The sequence below is a fragment of the Bradyrhizobium sp. CCBAU 45389 genome, assembly GCF_028128625.1.
In the GTDB taxonomy this organism is placed as follows: Bacteria; Pseudomonadota; Alphaproteobacteria; order Rhizobiales; family Xanthobacteraceae; genus Bradyrhizobium; species Bradyrhizobium liaoningense_B.
On the sequence record NZ_LBIY01000085.1, the window covers coordinates 38,725 to 55,115 of the forward strand.

The 16,391-nt window shown below is 66.8% G+C and carries 15 protein-coding genes and 1 tRNA gene; 7 read left to right on the forward strand and 9 right to left on the reverse strand.

Translation table 11 applies throughout. From position 1 onward, the window contains the following. The first annotated feature begins 10 nt into the window (after positions 1-10). Entirely contained in the window at positions 11-1,699 is a 1,689-nt protein-coding gene (locus XH79_RS15325; RefSeq protein WP_212346220.1) for an MFS transporter, read from the forward strand. Between the two features lie 106 nt (positions 1,700-1,805). Here XH79_RS15325 and XH79_RS15330 read toward each other — a convergent pair whose 3' ends face one another. After that, positions 1,806-2,021: a cysteine rich repeat-containing protein gene (locus XH79_RS15330; protein WP_212346218.1), complete on the reverse strand. Its 216-nt coding sequence runs from the start codon at positions 2,019-2,021 to the stop codon at positions 1,806-1,808. A gap of 167 nt (positions 2,022-2,188) precedes the next feature. After that, on the reverse strand, positions 2,189-2,497 hold the full coding sequence (locus tag XH79_RS15335; protein ID WP_212346215.1) for a hypothetical protein: 309 nt from the start codon (positions 2,495-2,497) through the stop codon (positions 2,189-2,191). A gap of 251 nt (positions 2,498-2,748) precedes the next feature. Between XH79_RS15335 and XH79_RS15340 the strand changes: the two genes are divergently transcribed. Then, positions 2,749-3,810 (forward strand): polysaccharide deacetylase family protein, encoded by a 1,062-nt coding sequence (locus tag XH79_RS15340; RefSeq protein ID WP_271582160.1) that lies wholly within the window; start codon positions 2,749-2,751, stop codon positions 3,808-3,810. A gap of 78 nt (positions 3,811-3,888) precedes the next feature. Here XH79_RS15340 and XH79_RS15345 read toward each other — a convergent pair whose 3' ends face one another. From XH79_RS15345 to XH79_RS15365, 5 genes are all read right to left on the reverse strand, one after another. After that, positions 3,889-4,050 carry a hypothetical protein gene (locus XH79_RS15345; protein ID WP_212346656.1) on the reverse strand — a complete coding sequence of 54 codons (162 nt, stop codon included), beginning with the start codon at positions 4,048-4,050 and terminating at the stop codon, positions 3,889-3,891. Beyond that, positions 4,040-4,115: transfer RNA gene (locus XH79_RS15350), tRNA-Thr, on the reverse strand. Before XH79_RS15350 ends, XH79_RS15345 begins: the two co-directional genes overlap by 11 nt. Before the next feature lie 100 nt (positions 4,116-4,215). After that, positions 4,216-6,000 (reverse strand): heme biosynthesis protein HemY, encoded by a 1,785-nt coding sequence (locus XH79_RS15355; protein WP_271582161.1) that lies wholly within the window; start codon positions 5,998-6,000, stop codon positions 4,216-4,218. A 36-nt stretch (positions 6,001-6,036) separates the two neighbouring features. After that, positions 6,037-7,254, reverse strand: coding sequence for a COG4223 family protein (locus tag XH79_RS15360; protein ID WP_271582162.1), 1,218 nt, complete (start codon positions 7,252-7,254; stop codon positions 6,037-6,039). Between the two features lie 115 nt (positions 7,255-7,369). After that, on the reverse strand, positions 7,370-8,116 hold the full coding sequence (locus XH79_RS15365) for a uroporphyrinogen-III synthase (protein ID WP_212346207.1): 747 nt from the start codon (positions 8,114-8,116) through the stop codon (positions 7,370-7,372). A 151-nt stretch (positions 8,117-8,267) separates the two neighbouring features. On the opposite strand from XH79_RS15365, the gene tsaD reads away from it, so the two are divergent. Genes tsaD through XH79_RS15380 form a run of 3 tightly spaced genes read left to right on the forward strand, consistent with a single transcriptional unit; the run spans position 8,268 to position 10,740 of the window. After that, complete coding sequence (tsaD, locus tag XH79_RS15370; protein ID WP_271582163.1) at positions 8,268-9,341, forward strand: tRNA (adenosine(37)-N6)-threonylcarbamoyltransferase complex transferase subunit TsaD; 1,074 nt, start codon at positions 8,268-8,270, stop codon at positions 9,339-9,341. A gap of 2 nt (positions 9,342-9,343) precedes the next feature. After that, a complete protein-coding gene (locus XH79_RS15375; RefSeq protein WP_271582164.1) occupies positions 9,344-10,324 on the forward strand; it encodes an NAD(P)H-dependent glycerol-3-phosphate dehydrogenase in 981 nt (326 codons plus the stop codon). A gap of 2 nt (positions 10,325-10,326) precedes the next feature. Continuing rightward, a complete protein-coding gene (locus XH79_RS15380; protein ID WP_271582165.1) occupies positions 10,327-10,740 on the forward strand; it encodes an EVE domain-containing protein in 414 nt (137 codons plus the stop codon). 87 nt (positions 10,741-10,827) lie between these two features. Here the strand turns inward: XH79_RS15380 and XH79_RS15385 are convergent, their stop codons facing one another. Then, complete coding sequence (locus tag XH79_RS15385) at positions 10,828-11,922, reverse strand: adenylate/guanylate cyclase domain-containing protein (protein WP_212346624.1); 1,095 nt, start codon at positions 11,920-11,922, stop codon at positions 10,828-10,830. 102 nt (positions 11,923-12,024) lie between these two features. Here XH79_RS15385 and XH79_RS15390 point away from each other — a divergent pair, with 102 nt between their 5' ends. Next, positions 12,025-12,480: an SRPBCC family protein gene (locus XH79_RS15390; protein ID WP_212346201.1), complete on the forward strand. Its 456-nt coding sequence runs from the start codon at positions 12,025-12,027 to the stop codon at positions 12,478-12,480. Positions 12,481-12,594: 114 nt separating this feature from the next. Here the strand turns inward: XH79_RS15390 and XH79_RS15395 are convergent, their stop codons facing one another. Next, complete coding sequence (locus XH79_RS15395) at positions 12,595-13,764, reverse strand: DNA topoisomerase IB (RefSeq protein WP_212346197.1); 1,170 nt, start codon at positions 13,762-13,764, stop codon at positions 12,595-12,597. Between the two features lie 388 nt (positions 13,765-14,152). Here XH79_RS15395 and acs point away from each other — a divergent pair, with 388 nt between their 5' ends. Next, on the forward strand, positions 14,153-16,099 hold the full coding sequence (acs, locus tag XH79_RS15400; RefSeq protein WP_271582166.1) for an acetate--CoA ligase: 1,947 nt from the start codon (positions 14,153-14,155) through the stop codon (positions 16,097-16,099). Positions 16,100-16,391: the final 292 nt, after the last annotated feature.

The following is a 16,391-nucleotide window of genomic DNA, read 5'->3' on the forward strand; positions in this document are numbered from 1 at the left end:
GGAAGGGGATATGACCGAGCAGCCGAACCGTCAGAAATTCGCCGGCGAGGGCATCGCCGCCCCCCTGCGGTTCACCGTATTCCGGCGCATCTGGCTCGCCAGCCTGCTCTCCAATCTCGGCCTCCTGATCCAGGGCGTGGGCGCAGCCTGGGCGATGACGCAGATGGCGGCCTCGGCGGACAAGGTGGCGCTGGTGCAGACTGCCCTGATGCTGCCGATCATGCTGATCTCGATGCCGGCCGGCGCCATCGCCGACATGTATGACCGCCGCATCGTGACGCTGATCTCGCTGGCGATCGCGCTCACCGGCGCGACCGCGCTGACGGCACTGGCCTGGCTCAAGCTGATCACCCCGGAATTGCTGCTCGTCTTCTGCTTCGTCGTCGGCAGCGGCAATGCGTTGTTTGGGCCGGCGTGGCAATCCTCGGTCAGCGAGCAGGTGCCACAGGAAGCCCTGCCGTCGGCCGTCGCGCTGAACGGCATCAGCTACAACATCGCGCGCAGCTTCGGTCCCGCGGTCGGCGGCGTCATCGTCGCCTCGCTCGGCGCGGTGGCGGCGTTTGCCTGCAATGCGGTCCTCTATCTGCCGCTGCTGGCGGTGCTGCTGCTCTGGCGCCGCTCGGTCGAGCCCTCGCGCCTGCCGCGGGAGAAGCTCAACCGCGCCATGGTGTCGGGCTTCCGCTACATCACCAATTCGCCGCCGATCAAGATCGTGCTGCTGCGCACGCTGGTGATGGGCCTGATCGGCGGCGCCATCATGGCGCTGATGCCGCTCATCGCGCGCGACCTCTTGCATGGCGGCGCGCAGACCTACGGCATCATGCTCGGCGCTTTCGGCATGGGCGCGGTGGTCGGCGCGCTCAACATCCACGAATTGCGCAAGCGCATGAGCGGCGAGGCCGCGATCCGCGCCTGCACCATCTCGATGGCGTTCGCGATGGCCGCCCTCGCCGTGAGCACCGAGCCGGTGCTGACGGCCACCGCGCTGGTGCTCGCCGGCGCGGTGTGGATGGCGGCGGTCGCGCTGTTCAATATCGGCGTACAGCTCTCTGCGCCGCGCTGGGTCGCCGGCCGGTCGCTCGCGGCATTCCAGGCCTCGATCTCCGGCGGCATCGCGATCGGCGCCTGGGGCTGGGGCCATCTCACCGACTATGCCGGCGTCGAGGTCGCGCTGCTCGTTGCCGCCGGTCTGATGCTGCTCTCGCCGCTGCTCGGAATCTGGCTCACGATGCCGCGCGTCGGCGCCCGCAACGAGGATGCCGAGGTGCTGGCCGATCCCGAGGTGCGGCTGTCGCTCACCGGCCGCAGCGGACCGCTGGTGGTCGAGATCGAGTATCGCGTCGCCCAGGAGAACGCGCGCGCCTTCCACAATGTGATGCAGGATGTGCAGCTCTCACGGCAGCGCAACGGCGCCTATGGCTGGTCGATCGCGCGCGACATTGCCGATCCCGAATTGTGGACCGAGCGCTATCACTGTCCGACCTGGTTCGACTACTTGCGCCAGCGCAACCGCTCGACCCTGTCCGAGCGCGCGCTGCATCAGCAGGCGATCGATTTCCACATCGGCCCCGAGCCGGTGCGCGTACGCCGCATGCTGGAGCGTCCGTTCGGCTCGGTGCGCTGGAAGGACGAGACACCGGACCGCGCCGGCGGCGAAGTGCTGCCCGTGGTCGCAACCGCGGCGGGGAGCAGCACGTAGGTATTGTGAATTCGTAGCCCGGATGGAGCGTAGCGCAATCCGGGGCAGTCTCGCCGCAGGAGAGAATCCCGGATTTCGCTGCGCTCCATCCGGGCTACGGGAATCCTTACTGCCCGTGGTCCGTCAGCACCTTGTCGCAGGCCTTGCTGAGGCGGGTGCGATTCTGCTTCAGGCACGCCAGCACGGCACCATCGCCATTGTTCATCACGGCACGGCAGAAGCGGCTGACATCGCGCGCGCAGGCGTCGTGTCCGGGCTGCTGTTGCGCGGACGCGGCGGATGCGCACAAGAGCAGGGAAATAACGAAAAGAAATCTGGTCATCGCATAATGCCTCTTACCCGGAACAATGTGCGGGCGAAGCTAGTGCGACGATCCCTCAGCCGCAACGGCTTTATTGGCAGGCTGCATGACACCGCCGCGTGGCCCCGGCCTGACGCCGGGGCGCATCGCGAGGGGAGCTAACCGACGCAACGATCGCAGTGCCGCTCTTACTGCTTGTCCTGCGCGTCAGCGACCTTGCGTGAGGCGCCCTTGGCGAGGTCCTTGTCCATCACCGCGCGGCAGCCGGCGCTCAGATCGGAGCGATGCTTGATCATGCACGCGGTGATCTTCGGGATGTTGGGGATCTCCGACGAGCACAGGCGGAAGGCATCGCCAGTGCACATCTGCTGCGCTTCGGCCGTGAAGGCGAAGCTCGAGGTCGTCGAGACGATCGAAACGAGGGCGGCAACGCCCAGCGCCAGGCCGGTGTCGCGGATCTTGCTACTCAGGGATTTGGTCGTGCAGGACGTCGTCATTTGAAGCTCCCATTGGCGCCGCCATAGCGGGCCCGTTGTTAATGGGAACTACGATGCTCCGGCAAAACCGTTTCCACTGTGATGACGGTCACGAGCGGCCCGCCTTCTGTGACGTCGGTCACTTTGTGCACCCCGCTGAAATTCCTCCGCATCCGCTGTCGTGTTGGTGTCACGTTAACTGTTCCTTCGCATTAATGGCTCGTCGCGCGGGAAATTCCGCCGGTTTGGTTGCGTAATTGGAAAGAGTAGCGATGCGTAATGCGTTGGGCCTGATGCTGGCCAGTGTAGTTGCGGCGGTCGTGATCGCCGCCGGCGGTTGGTTTTATTATTCCGCGAGCGCCGATCAGGGCGCTCCCAAGACAGTTGCCGCCCGTGCCGCCGATCCATTGCCGGCACAGGCGAAAATCGCCGCCCGGGACGACGTCGCGACCACCGCGACGATCGCGGCGAAGCCGACGGCCGTTGCCCAGGCACCAGCGCCTGCGCCCGCCCCGGTCGCGCTAGTTCAGCCGAAGCAGGCCTGCGCCAATCCGAACGCGCTGGGTGTGTCCCGCGTGGTCGAGATCGACACGACAGGCGGTCCGGGCTTCGGCTTCGAGCATTTCAAGCAGTTCGACTTCCTGACCGACAAGGAGGTCGTGCTGACCTTCGACGACGGTCCATGGCCGGTCAACACGCCCGCGGTGCTGAAGGCGCTCGCGGATGAATGCACCAAGGGCCTGTTCTTCTCGGTCGGCAAGCACGCGACCTACCATCCGGAAATCCTGCGCCAGGTGCTGGCCCAGGGCCACACGGTCGGCACGCACACCTGGTCGCATGTCAACCTGAACAGCAAGAAGATGACGGAGCAGCAGGTCAAGGACGAGGTCGAGAAGGGTTTTAGCGCGGTGCGGTTCGCGCTCGGCACCAACCCGGCACCGTTCTTCCGCTTCCCGCAGCTTCAGCACAATCCGGCGATGGTGACCTATTTCGGCAGCCGCAACGTCGCGATGTTCTCGACCGACATCGACTCCTTCGACTTCAGGAAGGGTGCGACGCCGGAGAAGATCGTCGAGACCGTGATGACCAGGCTCGACAAGCTCGGCAAGGGCATCATCCTGATGCACGACTTCCAGAAGCACACCGGTGAAGCGATGCCCGCATTGCTCGCGCGGCTCAAGGCCGGCGGCTACAAAGTCGTGCAGATGAAGGCCAAGACGACCTTCCAGACGCTGCCGGAATATGACGAGGCTCTGATGAAGGACATGAAGGTGCCGACTGCCAGCACGAACACGCGCCCGATCTCGAGCGTGGTGCAGACGGTCTCGCAGTAAGCTCGATCGAAACGCCTCCTCAAGACATCATGGCCGGGCTGTTGCCCGGCCATTTGCTTTTCTGGGGCGAGCAACCGCTTACCAGTAGATGCCGTGGTGATGCAGCTCGCTGATGATGCGGCGTTCGGTCGAGCTGCGCGTGTGCTTCGGCTTGTCCGCCTTCGCCGTGGTCTTGGCGGCGGGCTGTGGTCGGCAAATGCGCTGATAGCGATGTGATGGATCAAGGCGCTGGTGCCGCAAGAGGGATTCGAACCCCCGACCCCGTCATTACGAATGACGTGCTCTACCGACTGAGCTATTGCGGCGAACCCTGCCGGGACCGGAGCGATGCCGGTCCCGATACGCGCGCCCCTGATATCGGGCATGGCCCGAATTGGCAAGGACAAGCGGCGCCCGAAATGCGCCTCACGCGCCCCAGCGGGACCAGAATCCGCGCCAGCCGCCGGCCTGGGCCTTTGCATGGGCCTTAGGCGTGCCGATTTGTTCCGTAAATTCATCGCTCGGCCCCTCGTCATCGATCCCGGGATCATCGGGCGCACGGACGATCGGGATGACGGCGGGGATCGGGGCGGGGGCGGGCTTGCCGAGGTCGGCGCGGGTCCGGAACACCGGGGTTGCCGCCGGCGGCGATGATTCGGCGGGCTCGGGGGCCGGATTGACCGGCTCGGCAGGGGCCACCGCCGGCTCGTCCTTGACGGCTTCCTTGACGGCCTCCTTGGCCGTTTCCTTGGTCTCAGGGGGCGAATTGTCCTGGGCGGCCGGCATCGGGGCTGGTGCAGTCACGACCGGTTCCACCGGGCTCTGGCTCGGGCTTGCCGTCACCCGCTTCGGCGGCGGGGCGGCCAGCATGGCCTCCTCGAAGGCCGAGGATTCGATCGTGGTTCCCTTGTCCGAGGGCAGGCTCGCGACCGGTGTCTGCCACTGGAAGGCATCGAGCCGGCCGGTGACCGGGGAGACCGGGCGCCAGCGATCGCTGACATAGCCGTCCGCGGTCCAGGCCGGATCGTGGCGGGCGCGCACCGCGCGCAGGGTCCAGGCGCGGGCACGGCCGCTATCACCATGCTCGGCGCGCTCGATCTCGGCCATCAGCAGCGCCACGCGCTGGGTCGGATCGTTGAGATAGGGCGCCAGCACCTCGCGTCCGCGGGCGAACTCCGTGGCATCGATCGCCGCGCGCGCGATCGCGAGCTGGCCCTCGACATGGCCGGGCTTGTCGGAGGGCGTCTTGGCCGCGAGCGTCTCGACCCGCTGCAGGCGCTGCCGCGCGGAATCGCCGAGCTTCACATGGGCATAGGCCTCGGCGAGATCGGGATGCGGATTGGCGAGCCAGGCCGTTTCGACCAGCTTCATGGCGCGGCGCACCTGATGCGCCTCGCTCTCGAATTTTGCGGCGAGCACCGCGGCCGGCACCAGCGTCGGCGCGAGCTTGATCGCCTCCATCACGCTCTCGCGTGCAACGTCGCGGTCCATCTTTTCCAGTTCCAGCGCGCGCGCCGTGAGCAGCACGCCGCGCTGGCGGCGATAGGCCGGCTTGTCGATCAGGCCCGCGGACAGATTCGAATCGAGGATCGCGAGCGCACCGCTCCAGTCGCCGCGGGCGCATCGGAAGCCGAGTACCGCATGCGAGGCCCAGGTCGAGGACGGCGACAGCTTGATCGCTTCTTCCGCGATCATCACGGCACCGACCGCATCGTCGGCGCGCTGCGCTTCGATGAACAGGCCGCGCAGGCCGAGCAGGCGCGTATCCTCGCGCTCGGCCATGGCGCGGAAGACGCGCTGGGCCTCGTCGCGATTGCCGTCGAGCTGGGCCGATTGCGCATGCAGCAGCAGCGCGAGCGGATCGTTCGGCGCGTGCCGCCGCGCCGCGTCGGCGTGCCGGCGCGCGAGCGCGGTGTCACCATGGCCGATCGCGAGCAGGCCGTGGGTGATGGCGTGGCGACCGCGCGCATGGCGCTTCTCGTGACGGCGACGGCGCATGCGGCCCGGCATACGCCAGAGCATCGTCAGGATGCTCCAGAGGAGCACGATTGCGACCGCAAAAAGCCCAAGCAAGAGCACGAACACCGGAATGCTCGGTGAGGCCCGAAAACCGCCCCAGGTCATCACGACATCGCCGGGCTGGTCGGCAACCCAGGCCGCCCCGGCGCCGGCGAGTGCAATCAGGACAAGGAAAAGGACGATGCGAAGCATGGCGATCCCTATTACGCGCCGATTGTTGCGCGAATCTTATTGAGCAGATTTGGCGAGATCCGCCATGGCATCGTCGGCGAATTTACGGGAGGCGGCGAGCGCGGCGTCGCGGGCGTCGGTCTTGTCGAGCCAGGCCTGCGCCGGCGCCCGATCGGCCTCGGGCAGCGTCTTCAGCTCCCGCCGCGCCTCGACGAAATCGTTGCGCAGCGCCGCAGCCGTCACCCGCGCGACGATGGCGCCGCGATCGTTGCCGACGCCGTCGGTACGCTCGATGCGCACGAGTTTCGATGCGCCCGCCTGAAGACGCTCGACGATGCCGGCATTCGCGGCCGGGGCTTCCGCCGGCGGCGACAATTTCGGCACGATGTTGAGCAGCTCGCGGCTCAGCGCGACCGGCGTCGGGATGCCCGACGATGCAAACGCATCGAGCGGCTTCAGCATGTCGGGCTTGGCGGCGAGCGAACGCGCCGTGGACAGCTGCGACTGATAGGGATCGCCATGGCGCACCGCGACGTCGAGCAGGGCCGCCGCCACCACAAAGCGCAGCGGCTTGTCATCGATCGCTTTTGCATCGGCGATCTTCTCGCCCTGCTGCGCGAGCTCGGCGCGTTCGGTCTTGCTGGCGCGCTCGAGCTGCGCGATGCGGTCGGTGAGCGCGGCAATATCGGGCGCGGCGGGGCGCGGCGCGGATTTGCTATCGTTCAGCGCGCTCGCGGTCTTGTCGGACTGCGCGCGCAAATTGGCGATGTCGCTGCGCAGGGCGCTCGCCGACTTCTCCAGCGCGTCGATCCGTGCGGCCACGGCCGGATCGGCGACGGGCTTGCCGGCCTTGGCCTCGACAGCGGCGACGCGACCGCTGAGTGTATCCACCGTCGCGCTTGTCACTTGCGGCGCGGCCGGCGGCGCCTGCACCGCGGGCCAGCCCAGCATCCAGCCGACCCCGATCACGACCGCTGCGGCCACTGCACCGGAGAACGGCGCGATGACCCAGGGGGAAATCGGCCGCGAGGCGGAAGCGGGCGCAACGGAAGGCTGCTCCTCGGCTGACTCTGGGTGGGGCTCGGGCTTGGCCTCCTCGACCTTGACCTCTTCAGGCGCGGCCTGCTCGGCCGCCGGCTGAGCCTCGGGCTCGCCCGCCACCTCCTGCGGCTGGGTCGAGACTTCGGTGGCCTCCAGATCGATGGTGGGCGGGGTGCGCTTGGCACGACCGGTGTCGGGAGCCAATCCTGCGTCTTCAGGCTTGTCGTCGGCCATCGTGACGGTTCCTCACACTTCCATACCTTGCACAGATCCTGACATAGATCCTTGGCAAACATCCTTGGCAAATAGCCTTAGGCGGCCCCGATTGCGTCGGATTCGGCCCGACCTCTTACGCCAAACGGGTACGCAAAGCACGCTCCAAGGTATCAAATAAGGCATTTTCGTCCGGCGTCGCGGCCACCAGAACCTGCGACGCGCCGGCATCGCGCAACACGCCGGCGACCGTCTCGGACAGGCAGCATTGCGGGATCGCCAGCGCCGAAATTTCGACGCCTTCATCCCGCGCCGCATCCAGGAACGCCCGTGCGCTGCGCCGGGAGTAGTGCAGCACCGCCTCGACCCCGTGGGCGGCAAAGCCCTCGCAGACCTCGCGTGGCAGATGCTTGACCGGGGCCATGCGATACGTGGTCTGCGTCACCACGTTGAATCCTTCCGCACCGAGCTCACCGCCGAGATCGCGCGACAGATCCGCGCCGGCAAGATAAAGCAGCGTGCTTTTCTTCTTCAGCACCTTGTCGCGCGCGCTTCGCACGACCTTGTCGCGCAAGGCCGCGGCATCGCCGCCGGCGACGATGACCTCGCCAAAGCCGGCGTCGCGCGCGGCAGAGGCGGTGTGCTCACCGACCGCGAACAGCGGCAGCTCCAGAAGGCCAAGGTCCCGCAATTGCACCGCGACGGCGCGGATCGCATTGGCAGACGTCACGATGACCGCGCCATAGCCCGCTTCACTCTCGTCGTGGAAGGCGACGGGCTCGAACTTGAGCACCGGCGCCAACAGCACCACATGCCCCCGTGCGCGCAGATTTTCCGCCGTCGCCTCATTGTCGGGATGCGGCCGTGTGACAAGAATGGACATCGCTGGTGTTCCCGAAGCGCGTGACGGTGACGCATTCGCCGGGATGGCTGCGCGTGACGATTGCGCAAGCCGACCCCGGAATGCTACCGGACTTACCAGAACTCTGCTTTATGGATCAGTGCAAGGGCGCAAATTGGATAACGATTCGCCAATGCTGGTATTGGGTATCGAAACCACCTGCGACGAGACCGCCGCGGCGGTGATCGAGCGCGCGCCTGACGGCAGTGGCAAGATCCTGTCCAACATCGTGCGGTCGCAGGTCGAGGAGCATGCCCGCTTCGGCGGCGTGGTGCCGGAGATCGCCGCGCGCGCGCATGTCGACGTGCTCGACGGGATCATCGACCGTGCCATGCACGAGGCCGGCATCGACTATGCCCAGCTCGACGGCGTCGCCGCGGCCGCGGGGCCTGGGCTGATCGGCGGCGTCATCGTCGGGCTCACCACCGCGAAGGCGATCGCGATGGTGCATGACACGCCGCTGGTCGCGGTGAACCATCTCGAAGCGCATGCGCTGACGCCGCGCCTCACCGACGGAATCGATTTTCCCTACTGCCTCTTCCTCGCCTCGGGCGGCCATACCCAGATCGTGGCGGTCACCGGCGTCGGCGAGTATGTGCGGCTCGGCACCACCGTTGACGACGCCATCGGCGAAGCCTTCGACAAGGTCGCGAAGATGCTGGGCCTGCCTTATCCAGGCGGCCCGCAGGTCGAGCGCGCGGCCGCAAGCGGCCATGCCACGCGCTTTGCTTTCCCGCGGCCGATGCAGGGGCGGCCCGACGCCAATTTCTCGCTGTCCGGATTGAAGACGGCCGTCCGCACCGAAGCGAGCCGGCTCGCCGAGATCACGACGCAGGACATCAGCGATCTCTGCGCGAGCTTCCAGGCCGCGGTGCTGGATTCAACCGCCGACCGGCTCAGCGTCGGCCTCAAGCTTTTCCGCGAGCAGTTCGGCGCGCCGCGCGCGCTCGTGGCCGCCGGCGGCGTCGCCGCCAATCAGGCGATCCGCGGCGCGCTGCACGACGTCGCGCGGCAGGCGGGGACGCAATTGATCATGCCGCCGCCGGCGCTCTGCACCGACAATGGCGCGATGATCGCATGGGCCGGCGCCGAGCGCCTCGCGCTGGGCATGACCGACACGATGGAGGCGCAGCCGCGCGCGCGCTGGCTGCTCGACGCCAATGCCACGGCGCCCGCCGGCTACGGCAAGACGCGGGCGGGATACTGACGATGACCGCGTTCCAATCCGTTGCGGTGATCGGAGCGGGTGCCTGGGGAACGGCGCTGGCGACGGTGGCGGCGCGGGCAGGGCGGAGCGTCACGCTGTGGGCGCGCAACGCGGAGCATGCAACGCGGATCGCCTCGACACGCGACAATCCGCGATTGCCCGGCGTGCGGATCGCGCCGGAGATCGTGGTGACGAGCGATCTGGCGGTCGCCGCGCACGCGGAGATGCTGCTGATCGCAACGCCGGCGCAGCATCTGCGCGGCGCGGTCAACATGCTGGCCTCGCACATCACGACGCCGGTACCGATCATCGCCTGCGCCAAGGGCATCGAGCACGGCACCCATAAATTCATGACCGACGTGATCGCGGAGGCCGCGCCGCACGCGCAACCGGCGATTCTGTCGGGTCCGAGCTTTGCCGACGACGTCGCACGCGGCCTGCCGACGGCGGTGACATTGGCGGCGAAGGACGAGGTGTTGGCGAGCGGCCTGGTGCATGCGCTGGGCTCACCGACATTCCGCCCCTATCACTCCACCGACATCCGCGGCGTCGAGATCGGCGGCGCGGCCAAGAACGTGCTGGCGATCGCGGTCGGCATTGCGGTCGGGCGCAAGCTCGGCGCCTCGGCCCAGGCGGCGCTGACGACCCGCGGCTTTGCCGAGCTGACGCGCCTAGGCCGCGCGCTCGGCGCGCGCAGCGAGACACTCGCCGGCCTGTCCGGCCTCGGTGATCTGATCCTGACCTGCGCGAGCCCGCAATCGCGCAACTTTGCGCTCGGCCTCGCCCTCGGCCGTGGCGAGCAACCGTCCGCCGGCAAGCTCGCCGAAGGCGAGTTCACCGCGCCGGTGCTGATCGAACTCGCGGCTTCGCAAAACATCGAGATGCCGGTATCAGAAGCGGTCGCGTCGATCCTGAGCGGCCGCAGCACGATCGACGCCGCGATCTCGGGGCTGTTGACGCGCCCCTTCAAGGCAGAGGAATGAGCATGGCGTACTGGCTGGTGAAATCCGAACCGTCGGTGTGGTCCTGGGACCAGCAGGTGGCGAAGGGCGCCAAGGGCGAGGCCTGGACCGGCGTGCGCAATTACACCGCGCGCCAGAACCTCGTGAACATGAAGAAGGGCGACAAGGCGTTCTTCTATCATTCCAACGAGGGCAAGGAGATCGTCGGCATCGTCGAGATCATCAAGGAGGCCTACCTTGATCCGACCGACAAGACCGAAAAATTCGTCTGCGTCGACATCAAGGCCGACAAGCCCCTGAAGACGCCGGTGACGATGGCTGCGGTCAAGGCCGAGACGAAGCTCAAAGACATGGCGCTGGTGAAATATTCGCGCCTCTCGGTGCAGCCGGTGACGGCCGAGGAGTGGAAGCTCGTCTGCAAGATGGGTGGGATGTAGGCAGTGCCGTAGCCCGGATGGAGCGCAGCGAAATCCGGGAAAGTTTTCGTATTGCACGATCCCGGATTACGCTTCGCTCCATCCGGGCTACGATAGCCGAGCTTGTGTCTCCGGCAGCGCAAACACCTCGCAAGGCGCGACGATGCCGCGCAGCGAATGTGATCCGAGCGCGATCAGCGGCATCTCCGTCTCGGCGGCAAGTGTGCCCGACACCAGCACCGTCCGGCCGAGCGGCTTGCACAAGCCCTCGAGCCGGCTGGCGAGGTTGACGGCGGGACCGATCGCCGTGAAGTCGAGCCGGTTGGCGGCACCGATATTGCCCCACAGCATCTCGCCGAGATGGAGCGCGGCACCGAACGCGAGCGGCTGCAAGCCCTGCGCGCGGCGCTCGGCGTTGAGATAGGCCATCCCGGCTTCGGCAGCGCTTGCCGCACGAAGAGCGGCATCGCAGGCGCGGCGCGGCGATGCCTCGACCACCGGAAAGATCGCGAGCACACCGTCGCCGATGAACTTCAGCACCTCGCCGCCGAAGGCATGAACGGCGCCGGCGATGCGGTCGAACCAGGCGTCGAGCGCCGCGATGACCAGGGCCGGCGGTGCCGTTTCCGACAAGCTCGTGAAATTGCGCAAATCCGCATAGAGCAGCGCGGCCTGGATGGTCTCGCCGAGATCGCGCCGCAAGGGCGCCGCCAGCACCCGTTCCGCGCTGCGCTTGCCGAGATAAGCATCCAGCGTCGCCCGCAACGTGGCGCGCGCTGCGAGCACGGCAAGCGGCGTCGCGGCGAAGCGCGCGGCCTGGCGCAATTGCTCGATTTCGTCCGCGCTGAACGGACGCGGCCCGATCCAGCCGAGCAACGGCCCATCGGCCCGTCCGACGGCATCTTCGTGCACCTCGCCGCACGCGACCTCGCGCAGCCAGCGGCGGCCGCCATCGTTGGGCGGGTCGGGCGCAAGACCGCCCGGCGCGAAGCCGAGCGCTTCGATGACGCTGCCGCTCTCTGCGCGCCATAGCCAGGTCCGCTTCGCGATCAGCGGATGGGGCACCTCCAGCGTCAGGGCGCCCGCCGCAAGCGGCACGCCGTCGGCAATCAGATGCGTGCCGAGTTCCGCGAGCAGACGGTCGGCCCCGGGACAATCCGAGGCGGCATCGACGAGCCAGGCGAGGGTCGGGGCGAGGTTCATGGCCCGATGATGACGAGACAGGGCCGTCTTTGTCACGGGCAATCCTTGACGGAGCCGTGCAGCGCCGCCATGTCCCATCGTCACCTTCAGGGATGATCGCCGATGACCGAGCCGTTCATAGTGCGACGTGAGACCCAGATCGCGGCCCCCCGCGCCACCGTCTTCGCCTATCTCACCGACCCCGAGAAGATCCTGAGCTGGATGGGCTCCGACGCGACCACGGAACCGCATCCCGGCGGCCTCTATCTGCTGAAGGGTATCGGCCCGCGCGGCGGTGTTGCCCGCGGCGCCTTTCGCGAGGTCGTGCCGGTGCATCGTCTTGCCTATACGTTCGGCTGGGAGGGTGGTCAGGAAGTGCCGCCCGGCTCGAGCCTGATCGAGATCGACCTGATCGAACGCGACGGCGGGACGCTGCTGCGCATGACCCATAGCGGACTGCCGAACGCGGAACAGGCGGCGGCGCATGCGAAGGGGTGGGCCCACTATCTGGAACGGCTTACAAGCGCAGCGGCCGGCAGTGATCCCGGTCCGGACAGGGGCGTCTCGGACAAGACGTAGCTCTCGTAGGGTGGGCAAAGCGAAGCGTGCCCACCATTCACGACGAAGATTTGGATTGGATGGTGGGCACGGCGCTTCGCGCCTTTGCCCACCCTACGACAGCGCGACGTGTCGTTACACCGCCGCGGTCGCCACCACCTGCGCCAGCAGCTGCTCGCGCCGCGCCTGCGAGCGCTGGCCCTTCATCGTCGCAGCAAAACGCTCGAGGATGCCCTCTTCAAAGGCGGTGACGATGGTGTCGTGGACGTAGCTCTTGCGGCAGATCGCCGGCGTGTTCGAGAGCTTGTCGGCCGCGGCGCGGATCGCATCGAGCACCTGCTTCTTGCGGCCGCGCTGGCTGGTCGCCGGCGTGATCCGCGACAGCGATTCCACCACGACGGCGGACGCCATCAGCGTGCGAAAATCCTTCAGCGAGATCTTGATGCCCGCGATCTCGCGCAGGAACGCATTCACCTGCGTGGTGTTGACCGCACGCACGATGCCGTAGGCATCGCGGTACTGGAACATGCGTTTGCCGGGGACGCCGCGCAGAATGCCGATGGCGCGCACCAGCTTGGCCGCGTCGCACTCCTTGCGTACCGCCTTGCCGCCCTTGGCCTTGAAGGTCAGCACGAAGCTGTCCTCTTCGAGCGTGACATTGGCCTTCAGCAGCGTGGTGGCGCCGCGAGTGCCGTTGAGACGGGCATAGGATTCATTGCCGGGGCGGATCGCGGTGCGCGCGATCAACTCGATCACGGCCGAGAGCGCGAACTCGCGCGTCGGCTCGTCGCCGGACAGGAACGCCGAAACCTTGCGCCGGATTTTTGGCAGCGCGCCGACGAGCTTCTCCAGGCGATGCGCCTTGCGGTGCTCGCGGACCTTCTCCCAGTCGGCGTGATAGCGGTATTGCAGCCGGCCCGCGGCATCGCGGCCCACGGCCTGGAGATGCGAGCTCGGATCGGCGGAGTAGCGCACCTCGCGGTAGGCCGGCGGCACCGCCATGGCGTGCAGCCGGCGGATGGTGCGGGCGTCGCGGATATGGGCGCCGTTGGGGCGGACGAAGGAATAGCCCTTGCCGCGCCTGATGCGGCGGATGGTCAGCTCGTTCTGGTCGCCGAGCCGCAGGCCCAGTTCCCTGGCAAGCGCCTCGACCGTCGCCGCGGGCGCCGAATCGAAGACCTTTTTCGGGCTGGGACGGCTGGATGAGGCCGGTTTTGGCCATTGTCCGAGAGCCTTGGCCAGCGCAATAGCGGCAGGATCGGCTGAAGCGGGCCGCAACGTCCCGAGATTCTGCTGATCCATCATAGTCTTACGCCTTAGCCCTGCCTGTTATCGGTCAATGCCGCTGTTCTGATTTTTGTTCCACGGGGTCTCTTCGGACCCGGGTTGGCCATTTAGGGTGTTCCGAACCGTATTGCGAGTCCCGAATCAGTGAGAGACGGTTCCTAGATACCTCCGGCGGGCGCATGGGGGCTCTGCGCCGTCTGTTCTGACGATTTGGGTAAAGAGCCGAAAGGCGCCTGGCGGCCTGTTTCAGATTTGCGACAGCCGGCCCGCGCGGCTTGATTCTCCGCATGGCCCGCGGCTCGCCGAAGGTCCAGCTTGTGCTCCTTGTCGGGTCCGGTTAGCCCGACGCATAATCAGTCAATGATGATGTCGGCATTGCCTGAGCTTGCCGCATGTGGAGGAAAATATGTCCGAGAAGATCTACGACGTGCCGGCGGAATGGGCGAAACGCGCCTGGGTCGACCAGGCCAAGTACAAGGACATGTACGCGCGCTCGATCTCGGACCCGAACGGCTTCTGGGCCGAACAGGCCAAGCGCATCGACTGGATGAAGGCGCCGACCAAGATCGAGAACGTCTCCTTCGCGCCGGGCAACATCTCGATCAAATGGTTCGAGGACGGCATCCTCAACGTCGCACACAATTGCATCGACCGGCATCTGGCCAAGCGCGCCAACCAGACCGCGATCATCTGGGAAGGCGACGATCCCTCGCAATCCCGCCACATCACCTACAAGGAGCTGCACGACGAGGTCTGCCGGATGGCCAACATCCTGCGCACCCGCAACGTCAAGAAGGGCGACCGCGTCACCATCTACCTGCCGATGATCCCGGAGGCCGCCTATGCGATGCTGGCCTGCGCGCGGATCGGTGCGATCCACTCCGTGGTGTTCGCGGGCTTCTCGCCCGACAGCCTCGCCCAGCGCATCAACGACTGCCAATCCAAGGTGATCATCACCGCAGATGAAGGCCTGCGCGGCGGCAAGAAGGTGCCGCTGAAGGCCAATGTCGACGCGGCGCTCACCAAGACCGACGGTGTCGACTGGGTCGTCGTGGTCAAGCGCACCGGCGGCACGGTTGAGATGAATCCCTCGCGCGATCTCTGGTACCACGACGCCGCCAAGATGGTGACGACCGAATGCCCGGCCGAGCACATGCACGCCGAAGACCCGCTGTTCATCCTCTACACCTCGGGCTCGACCGGCCAGCCCAAGGGCGTGCTGCACACCACGGGCGGCTACCTCGTGTTCGCCTCGATGACGCATCAATACGTCTTCGACTATCACGACGGCGACATCTACTGGTGCACCGCCGACGTCGGCTGGGTCACCGGCCACAGCTACATCCTCTACGGGCCGCTCGCCAACGGCGCGACCACGCTGATGTTCGAGGGCGTGCCGAATTACCCGGATAATTCGCGCTTCTGGAACGTCATCGACAAGCACAAGGTCAACATCTTCTACACCGCCCCGACTGCGATCCGCGCGCTGATGCAGAGCGGCGACGAGCCGGTGAAGAAGACATCGCGCGCGAGCCTGCGTCTGCTCGGCTCGGTCGGCGAGCCCATCAATCCCGAAGCATGGGAATGGTATCACCGCGTCGTCGGCGACGACCGCTGTCCGATCGTCGACACCTGGTGGCAGACCGAAACCGGCGGAATCCTGATCACGCCGCTGCCGGGCGCGACCAAGCTGAAGCCGGGCTCGGCGACGCAGCCGTTCTTCGGCGTGGTGCCCGAGATCGTCGACGCCGACGGCAAGGTGCTGGAAGGCGAGACCACCGGTAATCTCTGTCTCACGCGGTCATGGCCGGGCCAGATGCGCACGGTCTATGGCGATCACGCCCGTTTCGAGCAGACCTATTTCTCGACCTACAAGGGCAAGTATTTTACGGGCGACGGCTGCCGGCGCGATGCCGACGGCTATTACTGGATCACCGGCCGCGTCGACGACGTCATCAACGTCAGCGGTCACCGCATGGGCACCGCGGAAGTCGAGAGTGCGCTGGTCGCGCACGAGAAGGTGTCGGAGGCTGCCGTCGTCGGCTTCCCGCACGACATCAAGGGCCAGGGCATCTACGCCTATGTCACCCTGATGGCCGGCGTGCAGCCGACCGACGATCTGCGCAAGGAGCTCGTGACCTGGGTGCGCAAGGAGATCGGCCCGATCGCCTCGCCCGACCAGATCCAGTTCGCGCCGGGCCTGCCCAAGACCCGCTCCGGCAAGATCATGCGCCGCATCCTGCGCAAGATCGCCGAGGACGAGCCGGGCAGCCTGGGCGACACTTCCACGCTGGCCGATCCCGCCGTGGTCGATGATCTCGTGAAGAACCGCCAGAACAAGAAGTCGGCGTAAGGCCTCGTGCCCCGGACGCAGCGCAGCGCTCCTTCAGCGGTGCGCTGCTGAGCCGGGGCCCATCTATCCGCGTAGAGAAAGAGCTGGGTCCCGGCTCTGCGCAGCAGCGCCATAGCGCGTCGAAGACGCGCGTAAACGCGCTTATGGCGCTGCAGCGCGTCCGGGACACGGCGCTGCCTTTCGCACCAAAACCCCCTCGAAACAACGGCCGTTCACATCCTCACGCCCTTGTCAGGGCGCGCGGCGGCGTGGCCGCTTCTTTCCCATCGAGTGTTGTTTTCAGGTCATTTAC

Bases quoted from the DNA above. Each gene is read 5' to 3' on its own strand.
- XH79_RS15325 (WP_212346220.1), top strand. From the start codon at position 11: ATGACCGAGCAGCCGAACCGTCAGAAATTCGCCGGCGAGGGCATCGCC.
- XH79_RS15330 (WP_212346218.1), bottom strand. From the start codon at position 2,021: ATGACCAGATTTCTTTTCGTTATTTCCCTGCTCTTGTGCGCATCCGCC.
- XH79_RS15335 (WP_212346215.1), bottom strand. From the start codon at position 2,497: ATGACGACGTCCTGCACGACCAAATCCCTGAGTAGCAAGATCCGCGAC.
- XH79_RS15340 (WP_271582160.1), top strand. From the start codon at position 2,749: ATGCGTAATGCGTTGGGCCTGATGCTGGCCAGTGTAGTTGCGGCGGTC.
- XH79_RS15355 (WP_271582161.1), bottom strand. From the start codon at position 6,000: ATGCTTCGCATCGTCCTTTTCCTTGTCCTGATTGCACTCGCCGGCGCC.
- XH79_RS15360 (WP_271582162.1), bottom strand. From the start codon at position 7,254: ATGGCCGACGACAAGCCTGAAGACGCAGGATTGGCTCCCGACACCGGT.
- XH79_RS15365 (WP_212346207.1), bottom strand. From the start codon at position 8,116: ATGTCCATTCTTGTCACACGGCCGCATCCCGACAATGAGGCGACGGCG.
- tsaD (WP_271582163.1), top strand. From the start codon at position 8,268: ATGCTGGTATTGGGTATCGAAACCACCTGCGACGAGACCGCCGCGGCG.
- XH79_RS15375 (WP_271582164.1), top strand. From the start codon at position 9,344: ATGACCGCGTTCCAATCCGTTGCGGTGATCGGAGCGGGTGCCTGGGGA.
- XH79_RS15380 (WP_271582165.1), top strand. From the start codon at position 10,327: ATGGCGTACTGGCTGGTGAAATCCGAACCGTCGGTGTGGTCCTGGGAC.
- XH79_RS15385 (WP_212346624.1), bottom strand. From the start codon at position 11,922: ATGAACCTCGCCCCGACCCTCGCCTGGCTCGTCGATGCCGCCTCGGAT.
- XH79_RS15390 (WP_212346201.1), top strand. From the start codon at position 12,025: ATGACCGAGCCGTTCATAGTGCGACGTGAGACCCAGATCGCGGCCCCC.
- XH79_RS15395 (WP_212346197.1), bottom strand. From the start codon at position 13,764: ATGATGGATCAGCAGAATCTCGGGACGTTGCGGCCCGCTTCAGCCGAT.
- acs (WP_271582166.1), top strand. From the start codon at position 14,153: ATGTCCGAGAAGATCTACGACGTGCCGGCGGAATGGGCGAAACGCGCC.